General features: G+C 72.3%; 15 protein-coding genes. 9 read left to right on the top strand and 6 right to left on the bottom strand.

Annotated elements, in window-relative coordinates; genetic code table 11:
• Positions 1-91: 91 nt before the first annotated feature.
• Entirely contained in the window at positions 92-979 is an 888-nt protein-coding gene (locus BLR02_RS13335; RefSeq protein ID WP_090663541.1) for a fumarylacetoacetate hydrolase family protein, read from the bottom strand.
• A gap of 186 nt (positions 980-1,165) precedes the next feature.
• Between BLR02_RS13335 and BLR02_RS13330 the strand changes: the two genes are divergently transcribed.
• The 6 genes from BLR02_RS13330 to bcsD all read left to right on the top strand — a co-directional run bounded on the left by BLR02_RS13330 (position 1,166) and on the right by bcsD (position 12,713).
• Complete coding sequence (locus BLR02_RS13330) at positions 1,166-2,233, top strand: glycosyl hydrolase family 8 (protein ID WP_090565511.1); 1,068 nt, start codon at positions 1,166-1,168, stop codon at positions 2,231-2,233.
• Between the two features lie 285 nt (positions 2,234-2,518).
• Positions 2,519-3,085 carry a hypothetical protein gene (locus BLR02_RS13325; RefSeq protein ID WP_090663540.1) on the top strand — a complete coding sequence of 189 codons (567 nt, stop codon included), beginning with the start codon at positions 2,519-2,521 and terminating at the stop codon, positions 3,083-3,085.
• Positions 3,086-3,101: 16 nt separating this feature from the next.
• On the top strand, positions 3,102-3,887 hold the full coding sequence (gene bcsQ, locus BLR02_RS13320) for a cellulose biosynthesis protein BcsQ (RefSeq protein ID WP_090663539.1): 786 nt from the start codon (positions 3,102-3,104) through the stop codon (positions 3,885-3,887).
• Complete coding sequence (gene bcsA / locus BLR02_RS13315) at positions 3,884-8,395, top strand: UDP-forming cellulose synthase catalytic subunit (protein ID WP_090663538.1); 4,512 nt, start codon at positions 3,884-3,886, stop codon at positions 8,393-8,395. The genes bcsQ and bcsA overlap by 4 nt, the downstream gene beginning before the upstream one ends.
• Positions 8,395-12,192 carry a cellulose biosynthesis protein BcsC gene (locus BLR02_RS13310; RefSeq protein ID WP_090663537.1) on the top strand — a complete coding sequence of 1,266 codons (3,798 nt, stop codon included), beginning with the start codon at positions 8,395-8,397 and terminating at the stop codon, positions 12,190-12,192. Before bcsA ends, BLR02_RS13310 begins: the two co-directional genes overlap by 1 nt.
• Positions 12,193-12,242: 50 nt before the next feature.
• On the top strand, positions 12,243-12,713 hold the full coding sequence (bcsD, locus tag BLR02_RS13305; RefSeq protein WP_176849554.1) for a cellulose biosynthesis protein BcsD: 471 nt from the start codon (positions 12,243-12,245) through the stop codon (positions 12,711-12,713).
• 100 nt (positions 12,714-12,813) lie between these two features.
• Here the strand turns inward: bcsD and BLR02_RS13300 are convergent, their stop codons facing one another.
• Entirely contained in the window at positions 12,814-14,859 is a 2,046-nt protein-coding gene (locus tag BLR02_RS13300) for a hydantoinase/oxoprolinase family protein (protein ID WP_090663536.1), read from the bottom strand.
• Positions 14,856-16,511: a hydantoinase B/oxoprolinase family protein gene (locus BLR02_RS13295; protein ID WP_245704766.1), complete on the bottom strand. Its 1,656-nt coding sequence runs from the start codon at positions 16,509-16,511 to the stop codon at positions 14,856-14,858. The genes BLR02_RS13300 and BLR02_RS13295 overlap by 4 nt, the downstream gene beginning before the upstream one ends.
• A gap of 80 nt (positions 16,512-16,591) precedes the next feature.
• Between BLR02_RS13295 and BLR02_RS13290 the strand changes: the two genes are divergently transcribed.
• The 3 genes from BLR02_RS13290 to BLR02_RS13280 all read left to right on the top strand — a co-directional run bounded on the left by BLR02_RS13290 (position 16,592) and on the right by BLR02_RS13280 (position 19,924).
• Positions 16,592-18,133: a glycosyltransferase family 39 protein gene (locus BLR02_RS13290; protein ID WP_090565497.1), complete on the top strand. Its 1,542-nt coding sequence runs from the start codon at positions 16,592-16,594 to the stop codon at positions 18,131-18,133.
• Between the two features lie 67 nt (positions 18,134-18,200).
• A complete protein-coding gene (locus BLR02_RS13285) occupies positions 18,201-19,136 on the top strand; it encodes an SMP-30/gluconolactonase/LRE family protein (RefSeq protein WP_090565495.1) in 936 nt (311 codons plus the stop codon).
• A gap of 11 nt (positions 19,137-19,147) precedes the next feature.
• Positions 19,148-19,924 (top strand): fumarylacetoacetate hydrolase family protein, encoded by a 777-nt coding sequence (locus BLR02_RS13280; protein WP_090663535.1) that lies wholly within the window; start codon positions 19,148-19,150, stop codon positions 19,922-19,924.
• Positions 19,925-19,929: 5 nt separating this feature from the next.
• On the opposite strand, the gene BLR02_RS13275 is transcribed toward BLR02_RS13280, so the two are convergent.
• The 3 genes from BLR02_RS13275 to BLR02_RS13265 are packed head-to-tail and all read right to left on the bottom strand — an operon-like array spanning position 19,930 to position 23,644.
• Positions 19,930-21,282 (bottom strand): tetratricopeptide repeat protein, encoded by a 1,353-nt coding sequence (locus BLR02_RS13275; RefSeq protein ID WP_090663534.1) that lies wholly within the window; start codon positions 21,280-21,282, stop codon positions 19,930-19,932.
• A gap of 14 nt (positions 21,283-21,296) precedes the next feature.
• The gene (locus BLR02_RS13270) at positions 21,297-22,529 is read right to left on the bottom strand and encodes a hydantoinase/carbamoylase family amidase (RefSeq protein WP_090663533.1); all 1,233 of its coding nucleotides are present in this window, start codon (positions 22,527-22,529) and stop codon (positions 21,297-21,299) included.
• Positions 22,526-23,644, bottom strand: coding sequence for a CaiB/BaiF CoA transferase family protein (locus tag BLR02_RS13265; RefSeq protein ID WP_090663532.1), 1,119 nt, complete (start codon positions 23,642-23,644; stop codon positions 22,526-22,528). The genes BLR02_RS13270 and BLR02_RS13265 overlap by 4 nt, the downstream gene beginning before the upstream one ends.
• Between the last annotated feature and the right edge of the window lie 38 nt (positions 23,645-23,682).

Raw genomic sequence — 23,682 nt, 5'->3', positions numbered from 1 at the left:
GCCGTTCCCGGCACCGCCAGGGTGGAGCCGACCATCATCGAGGCCTTGACCAAGGCCCGGCACGGCGGGCGCCCGAACGACGCCTGCATGGTCAGCTCTCCGCGACGGTGTTGGTGAGCGTGCCGATGCCGTCGATCTCGCAGCGGATCACGTCACCCGGCTTCAGCGTGCGCGGCGGCTGCATGGCATAGCCGACACCCTCCGGCGTGCCGGTGATGATCACGTCGCCCGGGCGCAGGGTGAAGCCGAGCGAGAGCTGGTGGATGATCTCGCGCACATCGAAGATCATCTTGGAGGTATGGCTGTCCTGCCGCTTCTCGCCGTTGACGAAGCAGCGGATGCCGGTGTTCAGCGCATCCAGCTCGTCGGCCGGGACGATCCAGGGCCCGAGCGGGCAGGAGCGGTCGAGCGACTTGCCCTTGAACCACTGGCCGTAGCGGCGCTGCAATTCGCGCCCCGTCACGTCATTGCCGATCGTCCAGCCGAAGACATGGGAGAGCGCATCCTCCCGGCTGATATTGGTGCCCTCGCGGCCGATGACGCAGGCGAGTTCCACCTCATAGTCCAGCCATTCGGTGACGCCGGTATGGGGCGGGATCGGTGCCTCGGGCGCGATCACCGTCTCCGGCGCCTTGGTGAAGAATTGCGGGAATTTCGGCAGCTCGGACTGGGTGATGCCGCGGGTGCGGTCGCCCTCGGCCACATGGTCCATGTAGTTGCGGCCGACGCAGAAGACATTGCGGCGCGGCCGGGGGACCGGCGCGAGCAGGGTATAGCTGCCGGCGGGCAGCACCCCGGCCGCGGGCGGGGCGGCGGCGAGGGCCCGTGCGGCGGCGAGCGCGCCGGGGCCGGCATCGATGAGCGACAGCATGTCGGCCGGCAGGCCGCCGGTCGCGGCCAGGTCGAGGATGCGGCCATCCTCCAGCACGGCGCCGAGGCGCGGACCCTTGGCATCGGAGAAGGTGGCAAGCCTGGTCATGGAGCGATTCCCCCGCATCATTGGCGCACCGGCAGGGGACCGCGAGACCGGTGCCGTGGCAAGCCCCTGCCATGCCACAAAAATTGTGCATTCGCAGAGATTTCAGCAACCTGAAGTTGGCAGGCTGTGGGCGCCACGATAGTGTCGTGGCCTGTGTAACCCCTGACCGAGAGCGGGCCGGTGCCGATGACGACCCTGCCCTCCCTGTTGCGAGCCAGCCTCCCGCGCCGCAAGGCGCTGGCCGGCCTGGTGGCCCTTGCCGCCACGCGCCCGGCCTGGGCCTCGGATCCTGGCCTGGCCTATCGTGCCGAATGGCAGGCCTTCCAGGACCGCTTCCTGATGCCGGAAGGCCGGGTGGCCGATAGCGGCAATGGCGGCGTCTCCCATTCCGAAGGGCAGGGCTGGGCGCTGCTCTTCGCGCTGCAGGCCGAGGACCGCCCCGCCTTCGAGCGCATCCTGGCCTGGACACGGCGCGTACTGCGCCGCCCGGGTGACAACCTGCATGCCTGGCGCTACCGGCCTGACGCGGCCTTGCCCGTGGATGACCCGAACAACGCGACGGATGGCGACATCTGCATCGCCTGGGCGCTGCTGGACGCCGGCGAGCGCTGGGGCGTGCCGGACTATACCGCGCTCGGCACTGCCATCACGCGGGACATCCTGCGCCTCCTGGTTCGCCGGGCCGGGCCCTTCAGCGTGCTGCTGCCCGGCGCACGGGGTTTCGAACAGGCCGACAGCACCGTTATCAACCCCTCCTATTACGTCTTTCCCGCATTCGCATCCCTGGCCCGGGCCGTGCCGGACCCGGCCTGGGTACGCGTGGCGGCGGATGGGCTCATGCTCCTCAGGGCCTGCCGCTTCGGGCGCTGGGGGCTGCCGCCGGACTGGCTGGTGCTGAGGAAGGCCGATGGCGGGCTGAGCCTCTCCAGCAATTGGCCGCCTCGCTTCTCCTTCGATGCCGTGCGGGTGCCGCTCTACCTCGCCTGGGCAGGCCTGCATGGCGAGCCGGCCCTGGCGCGTGTCCGCAATTTCTGGACCGATCCCGCGCATCTGTACGTGCCGGCCTGGACGGATCTCACCAATGACAGCCTGGCAAGCTACCCGGCCTCGCCGGGCGTGATGGCCATTGCCCGCCTCGTGGCCGGGCAGCGGATCGCCTCACCAATTTCCCATCCCCTGCTGCCCTCGGTGGCGCAATCACCGGATTATTACTCGGCGGCGCTCAGCCTCCTGGTGCGGGCCGCCTGGCGCTAAGCCGGGGTAATTCTGCATCAATCCTGACGAACCGTATAAAAACCTGTTCCGTTTTGCGTCACTTCACGGCATCTTGTTCTCAATGTGGGGAACCGGTTTGTGATGGGGCAGGATTCCGATGTGGTGCGCGTGGCGGCAGCCCTGAAGTCGCCCGGAATTCGCTATAGGAGCTTCGGTAATGAGCCGGTGCGCGGCACCGCTCACCCGCAAGCGGATGTCTCAAATTCATTCCCGCTGCTCGGCGCCGCGATAGAGGCTGCCGCGACCGAGGCACGATCCGTCCCAATGCCGGCCGAACCCTCGGCGCCCTTGGCGGGTGGCCCGCCGGCAAGCTTCATCCCGTTGCCCGCCGATTATGCCAGCCGCCCATCCCCCGGCCCGGTCGATCTGAGCTACCCCGTGCCCGCCCCCGCCCCCGCGCCGAGGCAGGCGGAGGCGGCGCCACGCCCCGCGCCCCCGCAGCCCGACCCATCCATCGCCGAGGCGGCGCCGCGGCCGGTGGCCTCCACGCCCCAACCGGTGCCGCCCCGCCTGCCAGCCGGATCGGCGGAGGCACACCAGCATCTCCTGCAGGCTCTCGCCCCCCCGGCTGTCCTGCCCGTGCCTGCCTTCCCGCCAGGCGCCCCGCCCCAGGCCACGGGCGGGACGCTGGCGGCCCTGCTTGGCGCCGCCGCCCAGGGTGTGCCGCAAGCGCCATGGCCAAGCCCCCTCCCGGATTCGGGCCTGTTGCCGGCCGCGCAGGTGACACTGCCGCTATCCGAGGTGATGCGGCTGGTCGCTACTGGCTCCCCGTCCGGCAAATCGCCCTTCGCCGCCTTCCGCATTGCGGGCGGGCGGGCGGGCCCGCAATAGCCCCGGGGAAACTCCCATGCCTCTGATCTGCGTCGCCGCGCCGAAGGGAGGCGTCGGCAAGACCACGCTCGCAGCCAACCTTGCCGAGGCGCTCCACCGGGCCGGGCGGTGCGTGCTGGCGATCGACTTCGATCCCCAGAATGCGCTCCGCCTGCATTTCGGCCTGCCGGTGCGCGATGGCGCGGGCTTCGTGACGGAATTGCCGCAGCGGCCGGACTGGCAGGAATTGGTGCGGCACACCGCCTGCGGCGTCGGGCTGCTGCCTCACGGGACGAACGACATCCACGCTGCGCTGCGCCTCAACGCCGCCCTCGAGCGGGAGCCGGAGCTGCTGCTCGCGCCGCTCCGCGCCATGCTGGCCGATCCGGCGCTGGTGGTGGTCGCCGATCTGCCACCGGGACCCTCTCACCCGCTGCACCTGCTGGCGCCGATCGCCGACCTCGTGGTGGCCGTGCTGCTGGCCGATGCGACCAGCGCCGCCCTGGTACCCGAGATCGATAGCGGCCGTTTCCTCGGCACCGGCACCATGGCCGCGCTCCATACTGGCCGGGTGCGGGTGGTGCTGAACCAGGTGGACCCGCAGTCCCGCCTCTCCCGCGCCGTGGCGGAGGCGCTGGCGCGGCATCTCGGCCCGCGCCTGCTCGGCGCCGTCTGCCGGGACGAGGCGGTGGCGGAGGCGCTGGCGGCGCAGCACCTGCTGCACGAGCTGGCGCCGGAAAGTGCTGCCGCGCTCGATATCGAGGAGATCGCGCAGGGGATCGCGGCGCTGCTGCCGGCCCCGGCAGAGGCGGCGGTGCCATGAGCGGGGCGCGCCAGGAGGGCCTGGCCCGGCTGCCCTTCATGCGCAGCCGCATCGGCGGATGGCTGGCCACGCTGCTCGGCCTCCTGGCGGCGGTGACGGTGATCGTCTCGCCGCTCGAGCCGGAGGACCAGGCCTATCTGGCGATCGGCGGCCTCGTGCTCTTTCTCGTCGCCAATGTCTTCCGCGGGCGGACGGTGACGCTGGCCCTCTCGGCGCTCTCCGCCATCGTCTCGCTGCGCTACATCTTCTGGCGGCTGAGCGACACGCTCGACTACACCAGCTTCTGGCAGACCTTCCTCGGCACCGGGCTGATACTGGCCGAGATCTATGCCGTGGCCGCGCTGATCCTCTCCTACTTCCAGACGCTCTGGCCGCTCGACCGGAAGCCGGTGCCGCTGCCGGAGGATGTCGCGCTCTGGCCCGTCGTCGATGTCTTCATCCCGACCTACAACGAGTCGCTGGAGGTGGTGAAGCCGACCATCTTCGCCGCCCTGGCGCTGGACTGGCCGCCCGAGAAGCTGCGTGTGCATGTGCTGGATGACGGGCGGCGCGACGAGTTCCGCCGCTTCGCCGCCGAGGTCGGGGCCAATTACATCACCCGCGCCGACAACGAGGGCGCCAAGGCAGGCAACATCAACCACGCGATGGGCGTCACCGATGGCGAGTACATCACCATCTTCGACTGCGACCACGTGCCGACGCGCGCCTTCCTGCAGCTGACGCTCGGCTGGCTGCTGCGCGACCGGGACCTCTGCATGGTGCAGACGCCGCACCACTTCTATTCGCCGGACCCCTTCGAGCGGAACCTCGTCACCGGCTCGCATGTGCCGAACGAGAACCTGCTCTTCTACGGCCTCATCCAGCAGGGCAACGACTTCTGGGGCGGCACCTTCTTCTGCGGCTCCTGCGCCGTGATCCGGCGCGAGGCGCTGGAGGAGATCGGCGGCGTCCCGACCGAGACGGTGACGGAGGACTGCCACGCCTCGCTGCGCATGCAGCGCCGCGGCTGGCGCACCGCCTATCTGCGCGTGCCCCTGGCCGCCGGCCTCGCGACCGAGCGGCTGATGCTGCATATCGGCCAGCGCATGCGCTGGGGGCGGGGGATGATCCAGATCCTCCGCCTCGAGAACCCGCTGACGGCGAGCGGCCTCGGGTGGTCGGAACGGCTTTGCTACTTCATGGCGATGTTCCACTTCCTCTTCCCGTTGCCGCGCTTCGTCTTCCTCACCGCGCCGCTGGCCTACCTGCTCGGCGGGCAGACCATCATCGCCGCCTCGCCGCTGGCGATCGTCGCCTATGCCGGGCCGCACATCATCCACTCCATCGTGACGGCGAGCCGCATCCAGGGCCGCGTCCGGCACTCCTTCTGGTCGGAGATCTACGAGGCGGTGCTCTCGGTCTATCTGCTGCCCGTCACCCTGGCGACGCTGCTCGATCCGCGGCGCGGGAAGTTCAACGTGACGGACAAGGGCGGCACGCTGGCCGACGGCTATTTCGACCTGCGCGCCGTCGGGCCGAACATGGTGCTGGCCTGCTTCCTCGCCACCGGCCTGGCGTTCGGCGTCTACGGGCTGCTGACCAATCCGCGACAGAGCCTCGAATTCCAGGCCTATACGCTGAACATCGTCTGGGCCTCGCTCTGCTTCATCACGGTGATGACCGGCCTCGCGGTGGGCCGGGAGCGGCGGCAGATGCGCGAGCGGGCGCGCATCAGCGCCGACATCGCGGCCACGATCCTGCTGCCCGACGGCCGGAGCGTGGAGGGCGACACGCGTGACCTCTCGCTCGGCGGCGCGGCCATCTATGCCGACCGGCCCGAGGGGATGCTGGACGATGCCGTCGTGACACTCGAGCTCAATTGCGGCGGTGAGGTCATCCCCTTGCCGGCCGAGGTGCTGCGCTGGTCCGCGGGTCGGCTGCAGGTGCGCTTCGTCCCGCAGGACCTGCGCGACGAGGGGCAGATCGTGCGCGCCGTGCTCGGCCGCGCCGATGCCTGGGTCGGCTGGGACGACACCCGCATCGACCGCCCGCTGCGCTCGCTGCGCGAGGTGCTGGTCAGCATCACCGGCCTGGTGCGCGGCGGCTCGCAATTCTCGCTGCGCCGGCGCCCTGCCGCACAGGTGGTGCGCCTCGCCCCTGCCATCGCCGAGCCGCAACGGCCGCCGGCACCGGGCCGGGCTGCGGCTCGCCAGATGCCACCACGCCGGGCCGCGGCCTGGCTGCTCGTCGCTCTCGGCCTCGGCGCGGCCGGCGCCGCCACGGCGCAGCCGCGCAGCCCGGGGCAGCCCGGTCCCGCCTTCGGCGCACCGCCCGCCTTCGCCCCGGCCCAGGCAGTGCCTGCCTTCGCCGCGCCCGGCGCCACGGACCCGACGCTCGGCACCCGCCGCATCAGCTACACGCTGCGCCAACTCGGCCTCCGCGCGCCGATGCAGCTGCGCGGCACCTCGGACCTGCAGGGCGTGCTCTTCGGCGTCCGCGGCGACGAGGTGGTGACGGATGCGAGGCTGGTGATGCAGGGCTCCACCTCGCCCGCGCTGATCCCCGAGCTGAGCCAGATCTCCGTCGCGCTGAACGAGCAGTTCGTCGGCGCCATCCAGCCGGACCGCAACCGGCCTTCCTACGGGCCACTCGAATTCCCGGTGAATCCGGTTTTCTTCGCCGACAACAACCGGCTGAATTTCCGCTTCTCCGGCCGCTACGCGGTGGAGTGCAACGACCCGCTCTCCGGCCTTCTCTGGGCGGTGGTCTCCGACACCTCGACCCTCAACCTCACCCTCGAGAAGCTGCCGCTGACGCGCGACCTGGCGCGCTTGCCCGAACCCTTCTTCGACCCCCGCCTGCTGCGCGAACAGCTGGTGCTGCCTGTGGTGCTGGCCGATGGCGCGGGCAATGACGCGCTGCGGGCGGCGGCCATCGCCTCCTCCTGGTTCGCGGTGCAGGCGGATTACCGGGGCGCGAAATTCCCGGTCTCCCCGGCGCCGCCGCCGCGCGGCCATGCGGTGGTGGTGGCGACCAGCGGCGATGTCATCCAGGGCCTGCCCCTGCCGCGCTTCGACGGCCCGACCGTCACGCTCATGCCCAACCCCAACGACCCCTTCGGCCTGCTGCTGGTGCTCGGCGGCCGGACCGGGGCGGAAGTCGTGGCCGCCGCTTCGGTGGTCGCGGTGGGGCGGGAGGCGCTCTCGGGCGAGCAGGCGATCGTGCAGCTGCCCGATGTGCCCGCGCGCCAGCCCTATGACGCGCCGCGCTGGATCCGCAGCAACCGCCCGGTGAAGCTCGGCGAGCTGGTGGACCCGACGGAGCTGCAGGTCTCGGGCTATTCACCCGGCGCCATCTCCATCCCCTTCCGCACCGCGCCGGACCTCTTCACCTGGCGCAACCAGCCGCTGCGGGCGGATATCCGCTTCCGTGCGCCGCCCGGCCCGATCGTGGACGTCGCCGTCTCCCGCATCGATGCCACGGTCAACGACCTCTACCTGAAGAGCTTCCCGCTGCGCGCCGCCGAGCCGGCCTGGCCGCTGTCGGCCATCGCGCGCCTGTTCGGCCAGGGGGGCGAGCGGTCCGAGGCGCGGGTCGGCATCCCGCCCTGGATCGTCTTCGGCCAGAACGAGCTGCAGCTGCGCTTCGACATGCGGCCGCTGTCGCGCGGCGATTGCGTCGCCGTCCCCGGCGATATCCGTGCCGGCATCGACCCCGACAGCACCATCGACCTCTCCTCGGCCTACCGCTTCACGCGGCTGCCGAACCTCGCCTATTTCGCCAGCTCCGGCTTCCCCTTCACCCGGCTCGCCGATCTCTCGACCACGGCGGCGGTGCTGCCGGACCGGCCGAGCACGGCGGAGCTCTCGGCCTTCCTCGGCCTGATCGGGCGGATCGCGGCACTGGTCGGCTACCCGGCGACCGGGCTGCAGATCGTCCGTCCCCAGGCGCTGGCCCAGGCGATGGAGAAGGACCTGATCGTCGTCGGCGCGCTCGGGCGCCAGCCGGCGCTCCAGCAGCTGCTGCAGGACGGGCCGCTGCATATCGAGGGCAACCGCCTTACCGTGGCCCTGCCGGACATGCTGGGCGGCTTCCGCCATATCTTCGGCGGCAGCCCGGGCGGGGCGGCGGAGCGTGCCTCGGCCCAGCTCTCGGCGCCGGGCGACGGGCTCGGTGCCGTCTTCGGCTTCGAATCCCCGCTGCGGGCGGGGCGCTCCGTCCTGGCGCTCACCGGCACCACGCCGGCCGCGCTCGAGGACATGGTGGCGGCCCTGCAGGACCCCGAGCAATTGCCGCGGGTCCAGGGCGACCTCGCGCTGCTGACCGCCGGCAAGGTGCAGGGCTACAGCCTCGGCCGGCGCTACACCCATGGCGTGCTGCCGCCCTGGCTCTGGCCGCAGATCTATCTCTCGACCAGTCCGGCGGCGCTGCTCGGCCTGCTCGCCATCGCCATGCTGCTGCTGGCCGCGCCGGTCTACTGGGTGCTGCGGCGGCGCGCGATCCGCCGCCTGCGCATGAGGACAAGCTGATGCTCCGCCGCGCGCATGTGATGGCCGCCGCGCTTGCCCTGCCGCAAGCGGCCTTGGCCCAGAATGGTGCGACGGTGCCGTCGCCCAGCACCGCCCAACCCGCGGCCGCTTCGGCCCAGGGCGGCCAGGACGGCGCCATCCACGCCCTGCTCGACCAGGCCAATTACTGGCGCCTGCAGAACCGGCCTGAGCTGGTGATACGCACGCTGGAGCGGCTGCTGGTAGTCGATCCGCGCAATGTCGAGGCGCTGGCCGGCGCCGCCCAGGCGCATGCCCAACTCGGCAACCGCCAGCCGGCCGAATCCTACCTCGCCCGGCTGCGCCAGGTGGCGCCGTCCGACCCGCGGCTCAGCGAAACCGACATCACGGTGCGCGCCGCGACCGTCGATATGGGAGCATTGACCGAGGCGCGGCGCCTTGCCCAGGCCGGGCGCACCGCCGAGGCGGTGCAGCGCTACCGCGAGCTGTTCCGCGGCGCCGCGCCGCCTGATGGCTATGCGCAGGAATACTACGCGACCCTCGCCGGCACCGAGCAGGGCTATGCCGAAGCCCGGGACGGGCTCGCCCGCCTTGCCGCCCGCGCGCCGAACGACACGCGGCTGCAGCTCGCCTATGCGCAGGTGCTGACCTACCGCGATGCGACGCGCAATGACGGCATCGGCCGGCTGCGCCAGCTCTCGGCCAACCCGGAAGTCGCCAATACCGCCACGGCCGCCTGGCGGCAGGCGCTGCTCTGGCAGGGGCCGAGCCGCGACATGGTGCCGGCGCTGCAGACCTTCCTCGAGCGCTTCCCGAATGACACGCAGATCGCCCAGAAGCTCACCGAGGCGCAGAACCCCCCGGTCGGCACGCCGGACGAGACCAGCCTCGCCCGCATCCGCGGCTTCGAGCTGCTGAATGCCGGCAAGCTGCGCGACGCACAGCGGGATTTCGAGGCGGCCGTTGCCCGCAACCCTGAGGATGCGGATGCCACCGGCGGGCTCGGCCTCGTGCGGCTGCGCGAGGGCCGCTACGGCGAGGCGCGCAGCCTGCTGGAACGCGCCATCCGCCTCGCCCCGGAGCGGCGGGACCAATGGCAGCGCGCATTGGACGGTGCGGGCTATGCGGCCGACCTCGCCACAGCGCGCAGCCAGTTGCAGGCAGGCAATCTCGATGCCGCGGAGCAGACGCTGCGCCGCGCCACCAGCCGCGGCGCCGGCGACCGCGCCGATGCCGATGCGCTGCTCGGCGACCTCGCCCTGCGCCGTGGCGACCTGGCGGGGGCGGAGGCGCGCTACCGCGCCGCGCTCGGCCGCCGCCCCAATCTCGGCGCCGCCGCCAGTGGGCTCTACGAGGTGCTGCAGCAGGGAGGCCGCTTCGCCGAAGCGGAGGAGCTGCAACGCCGTGCCAGCGGGCCGCTGGCCGGCGGCGACGCCATGGCCAGCCGGGCCAATGCCATCCGCACCGAGGCGCAGCGCAACCCGGACCCGGCCGCCGCCATCGCCATGCTGCGGCAGGCGCTCCAGGCCGACCCTTCCAGCCCCTGGATCCGGCTCGACCTCGCCCGCCTGCTGGCCCGGCAGGGCAGGGGGGCCGAAGCCCGCCAGCTCATCGATGGTGCCGTGGCCAGCGGCAATCCGGACGCCCTGCATGCCGCCTCGCTCTTCGCCGAGGAGGATGGCCGGCCGGGCGATGCGGCCGGCTATCTCAACCGCATCCCGGTGCGGCTGCGCAGCCCGGACATGAACCAGCTCCTCGCCCGCGCCCGGGTGGCGGAGGAGGTGCAGCGGGCGGCCAATCTCTGGCGCGGCGGCCAGCAGGCGCAGGGCCGTGCCCTGCTGCTCGGCATCGCCCGGCGGACCGACCCGGCAGGCAATAGCGGCCAGCTCGCCATCCGCAAGCTCGGCCAGCTCAACGATCCGGCCGGGGCGGCCGAGGCGGGGCGCGTGGCGCTCGCCGCCAATCCGCGCGCGGGCGCCACGGCACGGCTCGGCATCGCCGCGGCGCTGCTGGCCGCGGGGGCGGAGGCGGATGCCATCGCCCTGGCCCGCGCGGTCGAGGCGCTGCCCAACCTCACCGGCGAGGAACGGCGGCAGGCCGTGGCGTTGCAGGCCGGCCTCGCCATCCGCACCGCGGACCGGCTGAACGAACAGGGCGACCAGGCCGCCGCCTATGACGCGCTCTCGCCGATCCTGGCGCGGGACCCGACGAGCCCCTCGGCCAACCTGGCGCTCGCCCGCCTCTACCAGAACGCCAACCAGCCGCAGACGGCAGGACGCATCGCCGAGGGGGTCCTGCAGGCCGACCCGAGCAGCCTCGATGCGCGCTTCACCGCCATGGATGCCGCCGTCGGCGCCCGCGACTGGGCCCGGGCCGAGGCCCTGCTCGTCGAGGCGCGGGCGCTGAGCCCGGCCGATCCGCGCGTGCCGCTGATGGAAGCCCGGCTGGCCCGCGCCCTCGGGCAGAATGGCCGGGCGCTCCGGGCGCTGGAGATGGCGGCGGCGCAGCGCCAGGCGCAGCGCAACGCCCAGGGCGGCGATCCGGGTGCCGGCGGCGGCCCGCTGCTGGCCGAGGCCGGGCGCGACAACCCCTTCCGCCGCGGCGGCCTGCCGGGGACCGTCTCGCCGCTCTCCCCGGCCACCGACCCGCTCGATGCCGAGATCCAGCGGGAGCTCGGCGTGGTGCGCGAGGAGACTGCGGCGCGGCTGCAAGGCGGCGTCTCCTACCGTACCCGCTCCGGCACCAGCGGCCGCGACCGGCTGGAGGAGATCTCGGCCCCGCTCGAGGCCTCCATCGCCCCGAATGGCCGCATCACCGCGACGGTGACGCCGGTCAGCATCGCCAGCGGCAAGCTCAATGCCGACAATGTCGAGGGGCTGCGTGCCTATGGCACCAATGCCCTGGCGCCCGCCCTGCAGGGCACCACCCCCTCGGCGAGCCCGGCGGACCGGCAGCGGCTGACCGCGCGGGACACCACGGCGACCGGTGTCGGCCTCGGTCTCGGTTATGCACGCGAGAGCTTCCGGGCGGATGTCGGCACCTCGCCCATCGGCTTCCAGCAGCAGAACATCCTCGGCGGCGTCGAGATCGCCCCGGCGCTCAGCCCGACATTGCGGCTGCGGCTCACCGCCGAGCGGCGCTCGGTGACGGACAGCCTGCTGTCCTGGTCCGGCGCGCGGGACCCGGTCTCGGGCCGCAATTGGGGCGGCGTCGTGCGCACCGGCGGCCGGGCGCAGCTGGAATACGCCTCGGGGCCCATCGGCCTCTATGCGGGCGGCGGCTACTCGACCTTCACCGGCACGCAGGTGGCGCATAACAGCCGCATCGAGGCAGGGGCGGGGGCGTCCTACACCATCTGGCGGCGCCCGGGCGACGAGCTGCAGACCGGGCTCGACCTAGTCTACTTCTCCTATGACAACAACCAGCGCCTCTTCACCTATGGCAATGGCGGCTATTTCAGCCCGCAGAGCTATTTCGCGGCGAATGTCCCGGTCGATTGGCGCGGGCGCAATGGCGACCTGTCCTGGCGGCTCGGCGGCACCATCGGCTACCAGAGCTACCGCGAGGATGCCGCCCGCTACTTCCCGACCGATGCGGGGGCGCAGGCCCAGCTCGAATCGACCCTCGGGGGCGACCCGAGCGCCAAGGCCGCACAGGGGGCGCGCAACGCCTCCGGCATCATCGGCGGGGTGCGGGCCGATCTGGATTACGCGGTAACGCCGAATCTTCGCATCGGCGCCCTGCTGCGCTACGACCGTACCGCCAACTGGAACGAAGCGCGGGGCATGTTCTTCGCGCGCTACCGGTTCGACCAATAATGGACACACCCATCCCCAACCCGCCCACCGCCTTCCCGGAGGGGCCCCGCATGACAGCAGCCGAGCCGAACGCCCTCAGCTATCTCGCCCGCCGCGGCGTCGCGGCGCAATGGCGCGGCTTCCTGCGCGCCCTGGTCGAGACACTCGACGCCAATCTCGACGCCGCCTCGCGCGATGCGCTGCTGCGGGCGATCGGCGCCCGGTTCGGCACGTTGATGCCGCTGCCGGCTTGCGCCGGGCTCGCCGAGCTGGAAGCGCGGATCAACGAGGCGCTGGCCACGGCGGATTGGGGCTGGGCCGAGATCGCCCTCGACCCCAATGACCGCTCGCTGATGGTGACGCATTGCGCCGCGCCCGCCGTGGCGACCGGGGCAGACCCGTCGGGTGGCTGGGTCGGCGCGGTGCTGGAAGGGCTCTATGGCAGCTGGTTCGGCGCCCAGCCGGGGGCCGAGCCGAGCCTCGTGCCGCGGTGTACCGGCACGAAGCCCGGCATGATCACCCTGCGCTACGGGCGCGGCTAGAGCGGTTTCCGTTCGCACTGGCTCACGGACCCCGCTCTAGCTTGTTGTTCTGGCGAGCAAATTCTTCCGATCAGATGACTTCATCTGATCGGAATTTGCTCTAACCAACCGCGATATCCAGCCAGCCCCGCCCATCCATCCGGGCCGCATCGCCCGGGCGCAGCAGCACCGTCGTCGTCGCGCTCTCGACGATGGCGGGGCCGTCGATGCGCTGGTCCGGCGCCAGGGCGGCGAAATCCCAGACCGGCGCCTCCACCGCGCCACCCTCCAGCAGGATGCGGCGGCGGCCGATCGGCACGGCCGGCTGCGCGGCTTCGCGCCGGGCCGGCGGGTGGCCCGGCAGGCTGCCCACCACGGCGATGCGGGCATTCACCAGCACCACCTCCTCCTCCGGCAGGTCATAGGTGAAGAGCGCCCGGTGCCGCGCATGGAAGGCAGCACGCAGCTGCCCCGCGAGATCCGGCCCCGTCCAGTCGATGCCATCGAGCGGCACGGCGATCTCGAAGACCTGCTCGCCATAGCGCATATCGGCGCTGCGCCGCGCCGCGACCTCGCCCGCATACCAGCCGGCCATGCGGGCGCGGCCGTCGCGCTCCAGCGCATCGAACAGCGCCCGCGTCTCGGCATCGGCGGGGATCCCGCCCGCGCCGATGGCACTCTGCGCCAGCTCGTAGCGGAGGTCGGTGTGCAGCATGCCCCAGGCCGAGAGCCCGGCGGCAAACAGCGGCACCGTCGCGCGGGTGAGCCCAAGCTCCCGCGCCACCGCCGTTGCATGCAGGCCGGCGGCGCCGCCGAAGGCGAGCAGGGCGGAGCCGCGCGGATCGACGCCGCGCCGCACCGTCGCCACGCGGACGCCATCCGCCATGCGGGCATTCACCAGCGCATGGATGCCGGTGGCGCAGGCCTCCGGCGCGATGCCGAGCCGCGCGGCCAGCCGCGCCATCGCCGCCTCCGCCGCCGCCCGGTCGAGCCGGCTGGCGCCGCCGAGGAAGGCATCCGGGTCGAGATAGCCGAGCAGCAGGTTGGCATCCGTCACCGTGGGCTCGGTGCCGCCGCGGCCGTAGCAGGCGGGGCCCGGCATGGCGCCGGCCGATTGCGGCCCGACCTGCAGCGTGCCCCCCGCGCCGAGATGGGCGATGGATCCGCCGCCGGCGCCGAGCGTCACGATGTCGAGGCTCTCGAGTGCGATCCGCTCGCCACCCACCACGCGGCCCCGGCCGAGCGCCGCCTCGCCGCCGACGACGAGGGCGATGTCGGTCGAGGTGCCGCCCATGTCGAAGGTGACGAGGTCCTGCCCCATCCCCTGTCGCGCCAGGGCGACGGCCGCCGCGACACCGCCCGCCGGGCCCGACAGCGCCGTGCCGACCGCGAGCCGCGCCGCCTCCGCCACCGGCGCCACGCCGCCATGCGAGAGGATGACGAAGAGCGGCCCGCCGAACCCGGCCTCCGCCAGCCGCTCCTCCAGCCGCGCCAGGTAGCGGGAGACGACGGGGCCGACATAGGCATTCACCGCCGTCGTGCTGAAGCGCTCGAACTCCTTGATCTGCGGCAGCACATCGGCCGAGCAGGTGACGGTCGCGCCGGGCAGGGCGGCGACGAGGGCGGCGGCCGCCGCATGCTCATGCACCGGGTCGCGCCAGGCATGCAGGAAGCCGATCGCCACCGCCTCCGCCCCGGCTGCCTTCAGCCTGCCGATCGCGGCATCGAGCGAGGCACGGTCGAGCGGCACGGCGACGCTGCCATCCGCCCGCAGCCGCTCGCGGATGGGCAGGCGCCGGTGCCGCGGCACCAGCGGCGGGGGCGGCGGCAGGCGGAGGTCGTAGCGCTCCGGCTTCAGCCCCTCGCGCATCTCGATGACGTCGCGATGGCCCTCGGTCGTCAGCAGCCAGACCTCGGCGCCCTTCCGCTCCAGCAGGGCATTGGTGGCGACGGTGGTGCCGTGGACGATGCGCTCCGCCCCCGCCAGCAGCGCGCCGAGCGGCAGGCCGAGCGCCGTGGCAAGGTTGCGCAGCCCCTGGACGACGCCGAGGCTCTGGTCCTCCGGCGTGCTCGCGGCCTTGGCCAGCGTCTCCGTCCCGTCGGCGGCGATGCCCACCACATCGGTGAAGGTGCCGCCGACATCGATGCCGATGCGATAGCCGCTCATGGCACCAGCCCTTCCTGCTCGTCGCGTGCCCGCGCCGCCGGGTCCCGCCGGGCAGGGTCGCCCCAGCCGCCGCCGCCCCCGGCCTGCACCAGCAGCCGGTCGCCAGGCTCGATGCCGATGCCGACCTCCTTCGTCTTCAGGACCCGCTCCGTCCCATCGGCGCGGCGGAGGCGGTAGTGGTGCGGCGCCCCATCCCGGCCGCCGCACATCCCGGCCGCGCCATGCCGCGCCCCGTCGCCCGCCGTATTGGCGCGGCAGGGCCCGTCGCTCTCGACCAGCAGCGACAGCTCGCCACCGAGGCCGCCGCGATGCTGCCCCTCGCCGGCCGAGCCGGGGAGGAATTCATGCCGCTCGAACAGCAGCGGGAAGCGCGCCTCGGCCATCTCGACGCTGCCGAATTTGAGGCCGCCGGCGCTGTGCCACTCGCCGCTGGTGGACCAGCCATCGCCCCCGGCGCTGGCCCCGCCGCCCGGCCGGGCATGGAACAGGTGCCAGACGAAGCGCCGCTGCGGCCGCCGCGCATCCTGCCCGGTGATCGCCACGCGGAAGCGCCGCCCCCAGCCGCCCATCGCCCGTTCCGGGCAGCAATGCTGGAGGGCCCGGACGATCGACTCGACGATCTCGTTCGAGCAGTGCGAGGTGCAGAGCGTCACCGGCGCCCCCTCCCGCGCCCAGACCACCGTGCCCTCGCGGGCGATGACCTCGACGGGGCGGAAGGCACCGTCATTCTTCGCCACCTCGGGGTCGAGCAGGAAGGCAAACGCCATCGCGACGGCGCTGCGCATGTTGGGGTAGCTGGAATTGACGAAGCCGGTGGCCTGCTCGTCGCTCTCCGAGAGGTCCACGACCAGGCTCTCGCCGCGCTTGGTGACGCGGGCACGGATGGCGATGTCCTCCCGGCCGAAGCCGTCATCGTCGAGGAAGGCCTCGCCCAGCCAGCTCCCATCCGGCCAGGTGGCGAGGATGCGCCGCGCATGCGCCTCCGACAGGTCGAGGATGGCGCCGACCGCCGCCTCCATCCGCCCCGCGCCATGCGTCGCCAGCAGGGGCAGCAGACGCTGCTCGCCAAGCCGGGCGGCGCCGATCATCGCCATCAGGTCGCCGGTGAAGTCGCGCGGCAGGCGGGTATTGGTCGCCAGCATGCGGATGAGGTCATCCCGCAACCCGCCATCCTCGCCGAGGCGGATGGGCGGAATGCGGACACCCTCCTGCCAGATTTCCGTCGCCCCCGGGTTGTAACCACCATGGGTGGCCCCGCCGATATCGCTCTGATGTGCCCGCACCACGGACCAGAAACGAAGTGCGCCTTCAGCGAAGATGGGGATGATGATGGTCAGGTCGGGAAGGTGGCTGCCGCCGTGATAGGGGTCGTTCAGCAGGTAGGTGTCGCCCTCGCGCGGCGCCGGGAAGGCCTCGGCCACCGCACGGGCGGCCCAGGGCATGGCGCCGACATGGACGGGGATGTGGTCCGCCTGCGCCACCAGCCGGCACTGCGCGTCACACAGCGCGATCGAGAAGTCGCGCGAGGAGTTGAGGATCTGCGAGTAGGAGGTGCGCAGCATCGCCTCCCCCATCTCCTCGACGATGGCGCGCAGCCGGTTGTCGAGCACGGCGAGGGTAACGGGATCGAGCATGGGGGCGGGTTCGGCCATGCAGGGACGGTCCCCTGCCGGGGCAGGGCCCGTCAAGACGGGGTTCCCCGCCGGACAGTCCGTGATATGCCGGGCGCCCGATGAGCCTCTCGCCGCGCCTGCGGGCCCCCTTCGCCGCCATCGACCATGTCTTCGGCATCCTCGTCGTTCCGCTGGCGATGCTGCTGGCGGCCTTGCTGCTGCGGGCCCTCGGCTTCACCGTCGCGGTGATCGACACCGATGAGGGCCTGTACCTCGTGCAGGCCCAGTCCTGGCTGCGCGGGCACTGGCCGCTGGTCGAGGTCTGGGACATGCACCCGGTCGGCGCCCCGGCGATGTTCGCCGCGGCCATGGCGGTATTCGGCGAGAGCATCGCCACCATCCGCCTCCTCGGCTGCATCTGCGTCGCGCTGGCGGGGTGGGCCATCTATGGCGCCATGCGGGTCGCGGGCGGGCCGCGCGGCATCGGCCTCGCCGCAGGCTTCATCTATGTGGCGCACAGCCTGCGGATGGGCGGCCTCGCCACCAATACCGAGATCCTCTTCGCGCCCATGGTGACAGGCGCCATGGCGCTCGGCATCCGCGGCACGGCTGAGGCGCTGCGGCGTGGCCAGGGTCCCGGCTGGCCCTCGCTCATCGCCATGGGCCTGGCGATCGGCGCGGCCCTGTCGATCAAGCCGGTGATGGTGGTGGAGGGCTGCCTCGCCTTCGCCCTGCTGGTCTTTCCGGCCCTCTGGCGCCGCGTGCTGCCATGGGGGCGCGCGCTGGCGATGGCGGCCGCCTATGCCGGGCTCTGCGCGCTGCCCACCATTCTCTTCGGCCTGCTTTATTGGTCGAGGGGCGAGTTGCCGGCCTTCCTCGACGGCACCTTCCTCGCACCGCTGCGCTATGCCGGCGGGCGGCTCGGGCCGGTGGAATCCTTCCATCGCGTGCTGGTCGAGATCCTGACGTTGCTCTGGCCCTTCCTGCTCGCCGGCATCGCCCTGCTGCGCTGGCTGCCGCGGCCGGGCATCGCCGGCACGCTGGCGCGGATCGGGCTGATCTGGTTCCTCGCCGCCAGCCTCGGCGTCGCCTCGCCGGGCTACTTCTATCCGCACTACTTCCTGCTCTGGCTGCCCCCGCTCGCCATCCTGGCGACGCTCGGCTGCTGGTGGCTGGCGCGCTGGCTGCCGCCCCACCGGCGGGCCGCCGGCTTCGCCCTGCTGGTCGCGGTGGTGATGGTCGGCTCCTGGCGGGCCGATGCCACGGCGCGGGTCGATCGCGGCATCGGCTTGTTCGAGGCCGATCCGGTGATCGAGATCAGCCGCATGATCCGCGCCGAGCTGAAGCCGGGCGAGACCATCTTCGTCGCCAACTACCACCCCGTCATCTACGCACTGACTGACGCGGCGCTGCCGACCCGCTTCATCTTCCCCGCCCAGCTCACCGGCGAGTTCACCGAGGTCGCCGGCATCAACACCGATGACGAGGTGGCGCGCATCATGGCGAGCAGGCCGCGCTTCGTCGTCGTCGACCGCGGCTGGTGGCCGCGCCTGCGCGAGAGCGCCGCCGCCATCATCGCCGAGACGCTGGAAAGCGACTACCACCAGGTCGGCGAGGTGCCGGAGGAGCGCGGCCCGATCGAGCTCTGGGCGCCGAAATAGGGCCGGTGGGGTTGCAACCATCGCCTTCTGGCGCATGATCCCCGGCAAATCGACGGGGGAGAGAAGCATGGCCGAGTTGCGCATCCTGGCGGAGGGGCTGCGGTTCCCCGAAGGTCCGGTCGCCATGCCGGATGGCAGCATCATCCTGGTCGAGATCGCCTCCGGCCTCCTCACCCGCGTCGCCCCGGACGGGACGAAGAGCACCGTCGCCCGCCCCGGCGCCGGCCCTAACGGCATCGCCCTCGGCCCTGAGGGCAAGATCTACTGCTGCAACAACGGCGGCTTCGTCTGGCACGAGGAGCCGGGGTTCATCCGTCCCATCGGCCAGGCGCCCGACTACAGCGGCGGGCGGATCGAGGTGATCGACCCGGCCAGCGGCGAGGTGCGCATGCTCTATGACCGCTGCGGCGAGCACAGGCTCAAGGGCCCGAACGACATCGTCTTCGCCCCCGATGGCAGCCCCGGCGAGGGTGGCTTCTGGTTCAGCGACCTCGGCAAGGTCCGCGCCCGCGACCGCGACCATGGCGGCGTCTACTGGGCCGCCACGGATGGCTCGCGCATTGTCGAGGCCGCCTTCCCGATCTTCGGCGGCGCCAACGGCATCGCCCTCTCGCCCGATGGCCGCACCCTCTATGCCGCCGAGACCGAGACGGGCCGCCTCTGGGCCTGGGATGTCGAAGGCCCCGGCATCCTGCGGAAGGACCCCTGGCCCTCCTCCAATGGCGGCCGCGTGCTCTGCCAGTTCCCCGGCTACCGGCGCCTCGACAGCGTCGCCGCGACGGCGGCCGGCAATATCTGCGTCGCCACCCTGGTGAGCGGCGAGATCACCACCGTCTCGCCCAGCGGCGAGATCCTGCGCGTGGTGACGATGCCCGAGCCGATGCCGACCAATATCTGCTTCGGCGGCCCCGATCTCCGCACCGCCTACATCACCCTCTCGACGACGGGCAAGCTGGCGGCCATGGAGTGGGACGAGCCTGGCCTCAGGCTGACCCATAACTGAAGGATCGCAGGATGACGCTCTGGGTGCGCTACGCCCATGACGGCGTGGAGGGGTTCGGCACGCTGGAAGGCGAGGAGATCGCCGTCCATGCCGGCGAGTTCTTCGCCACGCCGGGCCCGACGGGCGAGCGGCTGCCGCGTGCCGCGGTGCGGCTGCTGCCGCCGGTGCGGCCCGGCGCCTTCATAGGGCTGTGGAACAACTTCCACGCGGCGGCGGCAAAGCAGGGCAATGCCATCCCGGAATTCCCGCTCTACTTCCTGAAGAACCCACGCTGCGTCATCGGCCCCGGCGAGGCGATCCGCCCGCCCGCCGCCTATGACGGCAAGGTGCTCTACGAGGGCGAACTCGGCATCGTCATCGGCCAGCGCGTCACCGCGGTGGACGAGGCGGCGGCCGAGGCGGCGATCTTCGGCTACACGGCGGTGAACGACGTGACGGCGCTCGACCTGCTGACCGCCGATGCCTCCTTCCCGCAATGGGCGCGGGCCAAGGGCTGCGACAGCTTCGGCCCCATCGGCCCGGCCATCGCCACCGGCTTCGACTGGCGCGCGGCGCGCGTCACCGTGGCGCTGAACGGGCGCGTGCGGCAGGACTATCCGCTCGAGGACATGATCCTGCCGCCGGCGCGCATCGTCTCCCTGGTCTCGCGCGAGATGACGCTGCATCCCGGCGACGTCATCGCCTGCGGCACCTCGCTCGGCGCGCTGCCGATGCGGCCGGGCATGCAGGTGGCGGTGACGATCGAGGGGATCGGGGTCCTGGAGAACCCCTACGCCCCATCATCATAGGCCGCTCAGTGCAGGATGGATTGCGCCGCGCGGCGGTAGCCCGCGCGCCGCTCCGGCGGTACCGGGTGGCGGCCGGCGACGCGCTCCAGCAGCATGCGCGCATCCTCGGTGAGGCCACCCTGCATGGCCGCGTCGAGGAAGAGCTGCTCCAGCACATCCTGCTGGGCGTGGCTGCCGCCGAGCGCATGCATCCCGCCGAGCGCTGGCCGCATCACCGCGACCGCGCCGGCGAAGTCGCCCCGCGCATGGCGCAGCACCGCCTCGCAGATCGGCAGGGCGTAGAGGCCGATGGTCGCCGCACTGCCGGCGCTGTTGCTGCGGCTGTGCTCGCGCAGCGCCGCCAGCATGCGCTCCGCGGCCTCGAAGCGGCCGGTCGAGGCCAGCGCCATCATCCAATGCGGCAGGGTGAAGCCCTGCTGGCAATCGCCGATCCGTGCCTCCGCCTTGTCGGCCAGCTCCACCCAGCGCGCACCGGCATCCACGCCCTGCAGCTTCAGCCGGAACAGCATGGAGATGGCGTTCTGCATGTCGATGGCGAGGTCCGGCATCACCTGCGTCACCGGGCTCTCCAGGTTGCGGAAGCGGCTGTCGTAGAGCGCCAGCACCTGCTCCGTCTCGCCGCGCTCCAGATGGAACAGGGCGCGGTGCCACCAGAGGTGATGGGTGAGGTTGTTGCCGCCCTCCCAGTGCTGCTCGAGCCCGCTGGTCCAGGCGATGCCCTCGCCACGGCGGCCCTGCATCTCCATCACATGGGCGACGGCATGGGTCGCCCAGAGATCGGCCGGGTTGATCCCGACCGCGGCGCGGCCCGCCGCCTCGGCGACCAGGTAGTTGCCGCATTCCTCATTGGCGAAGGCCTGGCAGGCAAGGACGTTGTGGTAGCCGGGCTGGTCGGCGCCCCAGCGCGGCAGCACGCCCTGCACCGCCGCCAGCATCATGTCCGGCCGGCCGCGCCAGAAGGCGTTGTAGTGATGCAGCCGCAGCGCCAGCAGGTCATGCGGGTTGTCGGCGAGGATGCCGGTCCAGGCGGCCAGGGCGCGAGGCATGTCATCCTCCGCCCAGGCGGCGAGTGCCGCCACATGCGCCTGCTCCCGCGCCGTGCCGAGGGCGGCGAGCGTGCCGGCCAGCGCCGCCGCCTCCCGCGCCGCCGGCACGAAGGCCGCGTTGCTGGCCAGCATGGCGAAGCTGCCCTTCAGCAGCACCAGCATCGGGCTTTCGGGGTCGAGCTGCAGCGCCGCCTTGAGCCGCTGGGAGGTATCGGCCCGGTAGAGCAGGAAGCCGTTGAGGCTATGGTCATAAGCTGCGGCCGCCTCGGCCGAGGCTGCGGTCAATGGCAGACCCTGGGCATCCTTTTGCATGCGGTTCCATTTCCTCAACCAGCGCGATGGGCCAGCCATAGCGTGAGCAGGCCGATCCCGGCCAGCAGATCATCCGTCTCCATCGCTTCCCGCGGGTTATGGCTGCCATTGCGGTTGCGGATGAGCAGCATCCCGGTCGGCACGCCGGCCGCGGCGAAGTTGTTGGCGTCATGGCTGCCCGGGCTGTTCAGCCGGGGCGGGGAGAGGCCCCGCTGGCTCGCCGCCGCCGCCAGTTCCGCCATGATGGCGGCGTCCATGGCGCCGGGCGCCGCGGCACTGCGCGGCCCGAGATCAATGGCGACGCCCCGCCGTGCCGCCACCGCCCCGACGATCCCTTGCAGCTTGGCCTCGAGCGCGGCGAGATGGGCCGGGTCATAGGCGCGGAGGTCGAGGCTCAGCTCGAACGCGCCGGGCACCACGGTCATCGCATGCCGCTCGGCCAGGGTGTGGAAGCGGCCGATGGTGACGGCCATGGGCCGCCGCGCCGCCTCCTCGTCGAGCCAGAGCCGCTCCAGCGCCAGGGCGAGGTCGGCCCCCGCCAGCGCCGCATCATGGCGGAAGCGGTGCGGCAGGCCGGTATGGGCATCCTCCCCGGTGATGCGGATATGCGGGTGCCGGACATTGCCTGGGTTGGCGAGGCAGATCGCCACCGGCTGCCCGGCCTCGACCAGCTGCGGCGCCTGCTCGATATGCAGCTCGAGATAGGCGCCGATCCGCTTCGGGTCGCGCAGCGGCGGGCCGAGCCGGGCCGGGTCGCCCCCGCAGGCGGCGATGCAGTCACGCAGGCTGCGGCCACCCCGCGCATGCGGCAGGTCGAGCGCCCCCGGCGGCAGGCGCCCGAGCAGGCCGCGGCTGCCGATCAGGCCGAGGCCGAACCACACCGCCTCCTCGCAGCGGAGCGCCACGACCTCGATCGGGGCACGCGGCCGGAAACCCTCCGCCTGCAGGGCGGCCACGGCCGCGAGCCCCGCCACCACCCCCGCCGCGCCGTCGAAATTCCCGCCCTGCACCACGCTGTCGAGATGCGAGCCGATGAGGATGGGCGGCGCCCCGGGGTCGCTGCCCGCCCAGCGCATGGTGAGGTTGGCGGCCGCATCCACCGTGCAGGAGAGGCCGAGGCCGCGTGCCGTCTCGGCCATCAGCGCCATGGCGGCATTCTCGCCCGGGCCGAAGGCCTCGCGGGTGATGCCGGGCGGGTCGGCGCCGATCTCGGCCAGCCGGTCCAGCAGCGGCTGGACTGGGCTCAAAGCCCGATCTCCGCCAGCACCGCCTCGGTATGCTCGCCGAGCGCCGGGGCCGGCACGCTCCAGGCGCCGAGCCCTGGCAGCTTCGGGAAGGGCAGGGTGCCGAGCCCGGGCTGCTCCAGCGGCACGGCGGCGCCGACCGCCTTCACATGCGCATCCTCCAGCCAGTCGAGCGGGGTATTCACCAGGTCGCAGAGCATCCGGGCGGCCTTGAAGCGCGTCGCCCAGTCGGCGGCGGTACGGCGGGTGAAGGCCTGGCGCAGCGGCGGCAGCAGCGCATCGCGGTGCTCGGCCCGCGCGGCGAAGCTGGCGAAGCGGGGGTCACGGGCGATCTCCGGCAGTTCGAGGATCTCGCACATGGTGACGAATTCCGGGTCGCGCAGCATCGCCACCATCACCCAGCGGCCATCGCTGCCCTGGTAGGTCCCCGAGGGGACATTGGCCAGCGGCGGCACCCGGCCGAGCAGCCCCTGCTCGGCGATGTTGAACCCCATCAGCGCCGCCGCCGACTGCATCAGCGAGACATCGAGCACCCGCCGCTGCGGCGGCGCCCCCGCCACCCGGTCCCGCGCCTGCTCGGCCAGCGCCGCCTGCACCGCGGCAAAGGCCGAGAGGCCGGTCACCATGTCGATCGTCATCAGGTTGCCGGTGCGGTGCGGCACGCCATCCATGCCCTGGTTCAGCGCCACCATGCCGGAATAGGCCTGGGCGACGCTGTCGGTGCAGGGCCGCTCCGAATTCGGCCCCTCCTGGCCGAAGCCGGAGATGGAGAGGAAGACGGCATCCGGCTTCCCCGCCTCCGGCACCACGCCGATCCGGCGGGCGACTCCGGGGCGGAAGGCCTCCAGCATCACATCGGCCCGCGCGGCCAGCGCGGCGAAGGCGGCGCGGCCTCGCTCGGCCTGGAGGTCGAGCACGATGCTGCGCTTGCCGCGGTTGAAGGTGACATGCATGGCGCTCTGCGTGCCCTCCCGCGTCGAGAGGCCGCGCGACCAGTCTCCCGCGGGCGGCTCCACCTTCACCACCTCGGCGCCGCAGGCGGCCAGCAGCGTGGCGCAATAGGGGCCGGCGATCCCCTGGCTCGCATCGAGCACGAACAGGCCCTTGTATGGCTGCATGGCGTTTCCTCCCGCGTCTGTCCCCCCTATCCTGCCTG

This window comes from Belnapia rosea, assembly GCF_900101615.1.
In the GTDB taxonomy this organism is placed as follows: domain Bacteria; phylum Pseudomonadota; class Alphaproteobacteria; order Acetobacterales; family Acetobacteraceae; genus Belnapia; species Belnapia rosea.
Note: the sequence above shows the minus strand (reverse complement) of the source record. Positions and strands in the feature narration are given on the sequence as shown.

What these genes read in the sequence shown, in the direction of transcription:
- BLR02_RS13330 (WP_090565511.1), top strand. Translation starts at nt 1,166, where the DNA reads ATGACGACCCTGCCCTCCCTGTTGCGAGCCAGCCTCCCGCGCCGCAAG.
- bcsA (WP_090663538.1), top strand. Translation starts at nt 3,884, where the DNA reads ATGAGCGGGGCGCGCCAGGAGGGCCTGGCCCGGCTGCCCTTCATGCGC.
- BLR02_RS13335 (WP_090663541.1), bottom strand. Translation starts at nt 979, where the DNA reads ATGACCAGGCTTGCCACCTTCTCCGATGCCAAGGGTCCGCGCCTCGGC.
- bcsD (WP_176849554.1), top strand. Translation starts at nt 12,243, where the DNA reads ATGACAGCAGCCGAGCCGAACGCCCTCAGCTATCTCGCCCGCCGCGGC.
- BLR02_RS13295 (WP_245704766.1), bottom strand. Translation starts at nt 16,511, where the DNA reads ATGGCCGAACCCGCCCCCATGCTCGATCCCGTTACCCTCGCCGTGCTC.
- BLR02_RS13310 (WP_090663537.1), top strand. Translation starts at nt 8,395, where the DNA reads ATGCTCCGCCGCGCGCATGTGATGGCCGCCGCGCTTGCCCTGCCGCAA.
- BLR02_RS13265 (WP_090663532.1), bottom strand. Translation starts at nt 23,644, where the DNA reads ATGCAGCCATACAAGGGCCTGTTCGTGCTCGATGCGAGCCAGGGGATC.
- bcsQ (WP_090663539.1), top strand. Translation starts at nt 3,102, where the DNA reads ATGCCTCTGATCTGCGTCGCCGCGCCGAAGGGAGGCGTCGGCAAGACC.
- BLR02_RS13325 (WP_090663540.1), top strand. Translation starts at nt 2,519, where the DNA reads ATGCCGGCCGAACCCTCGGCGCCCTTGGCGGGTGGCCCGCCGGCAAGC.
- BLR02_RS13280 (WP_090663535.1), top strand. Translation starts at nt 19,148, where the DNA reads ATGACGCTCTGGGTGCGCTACGCCCATGACGGCGTGGAGGGGTTCGGC.
- BLR02_RS13290 (WP_090565497.1), top strand. Translation starts at nt 16,592, where the DNA reads ATGAGCCTCTCGCCGCGCCTGCGGGCCCCCTTCGCCGCCATCGACCAT.
- BLR02_RS13300 (WP_090663536.1), bottom strand. Translation starts at nt 14,859, where the DNA reads ATGAGCGGCTATCGCATCGGCATCGATGTCGGCGGCACCTTCACCGAT.
- BLR02_RS13275 (WP_090663534.1), bottom strand. Translation starts at nt 21,282, where the DNA reads ATGCAAAAGGATGCCCAGGGTCTGCCATTGACCGCAGCCTCGGCCGAG.
- BLR02_RS13285 (WP_090565495.1), top strand. Translation starts at nt 18,201, where the DNA reads ATGGCCGAGTTGCGCATCCTGGCGGAGGGGCTGCGGTTCCCCGAAGGT.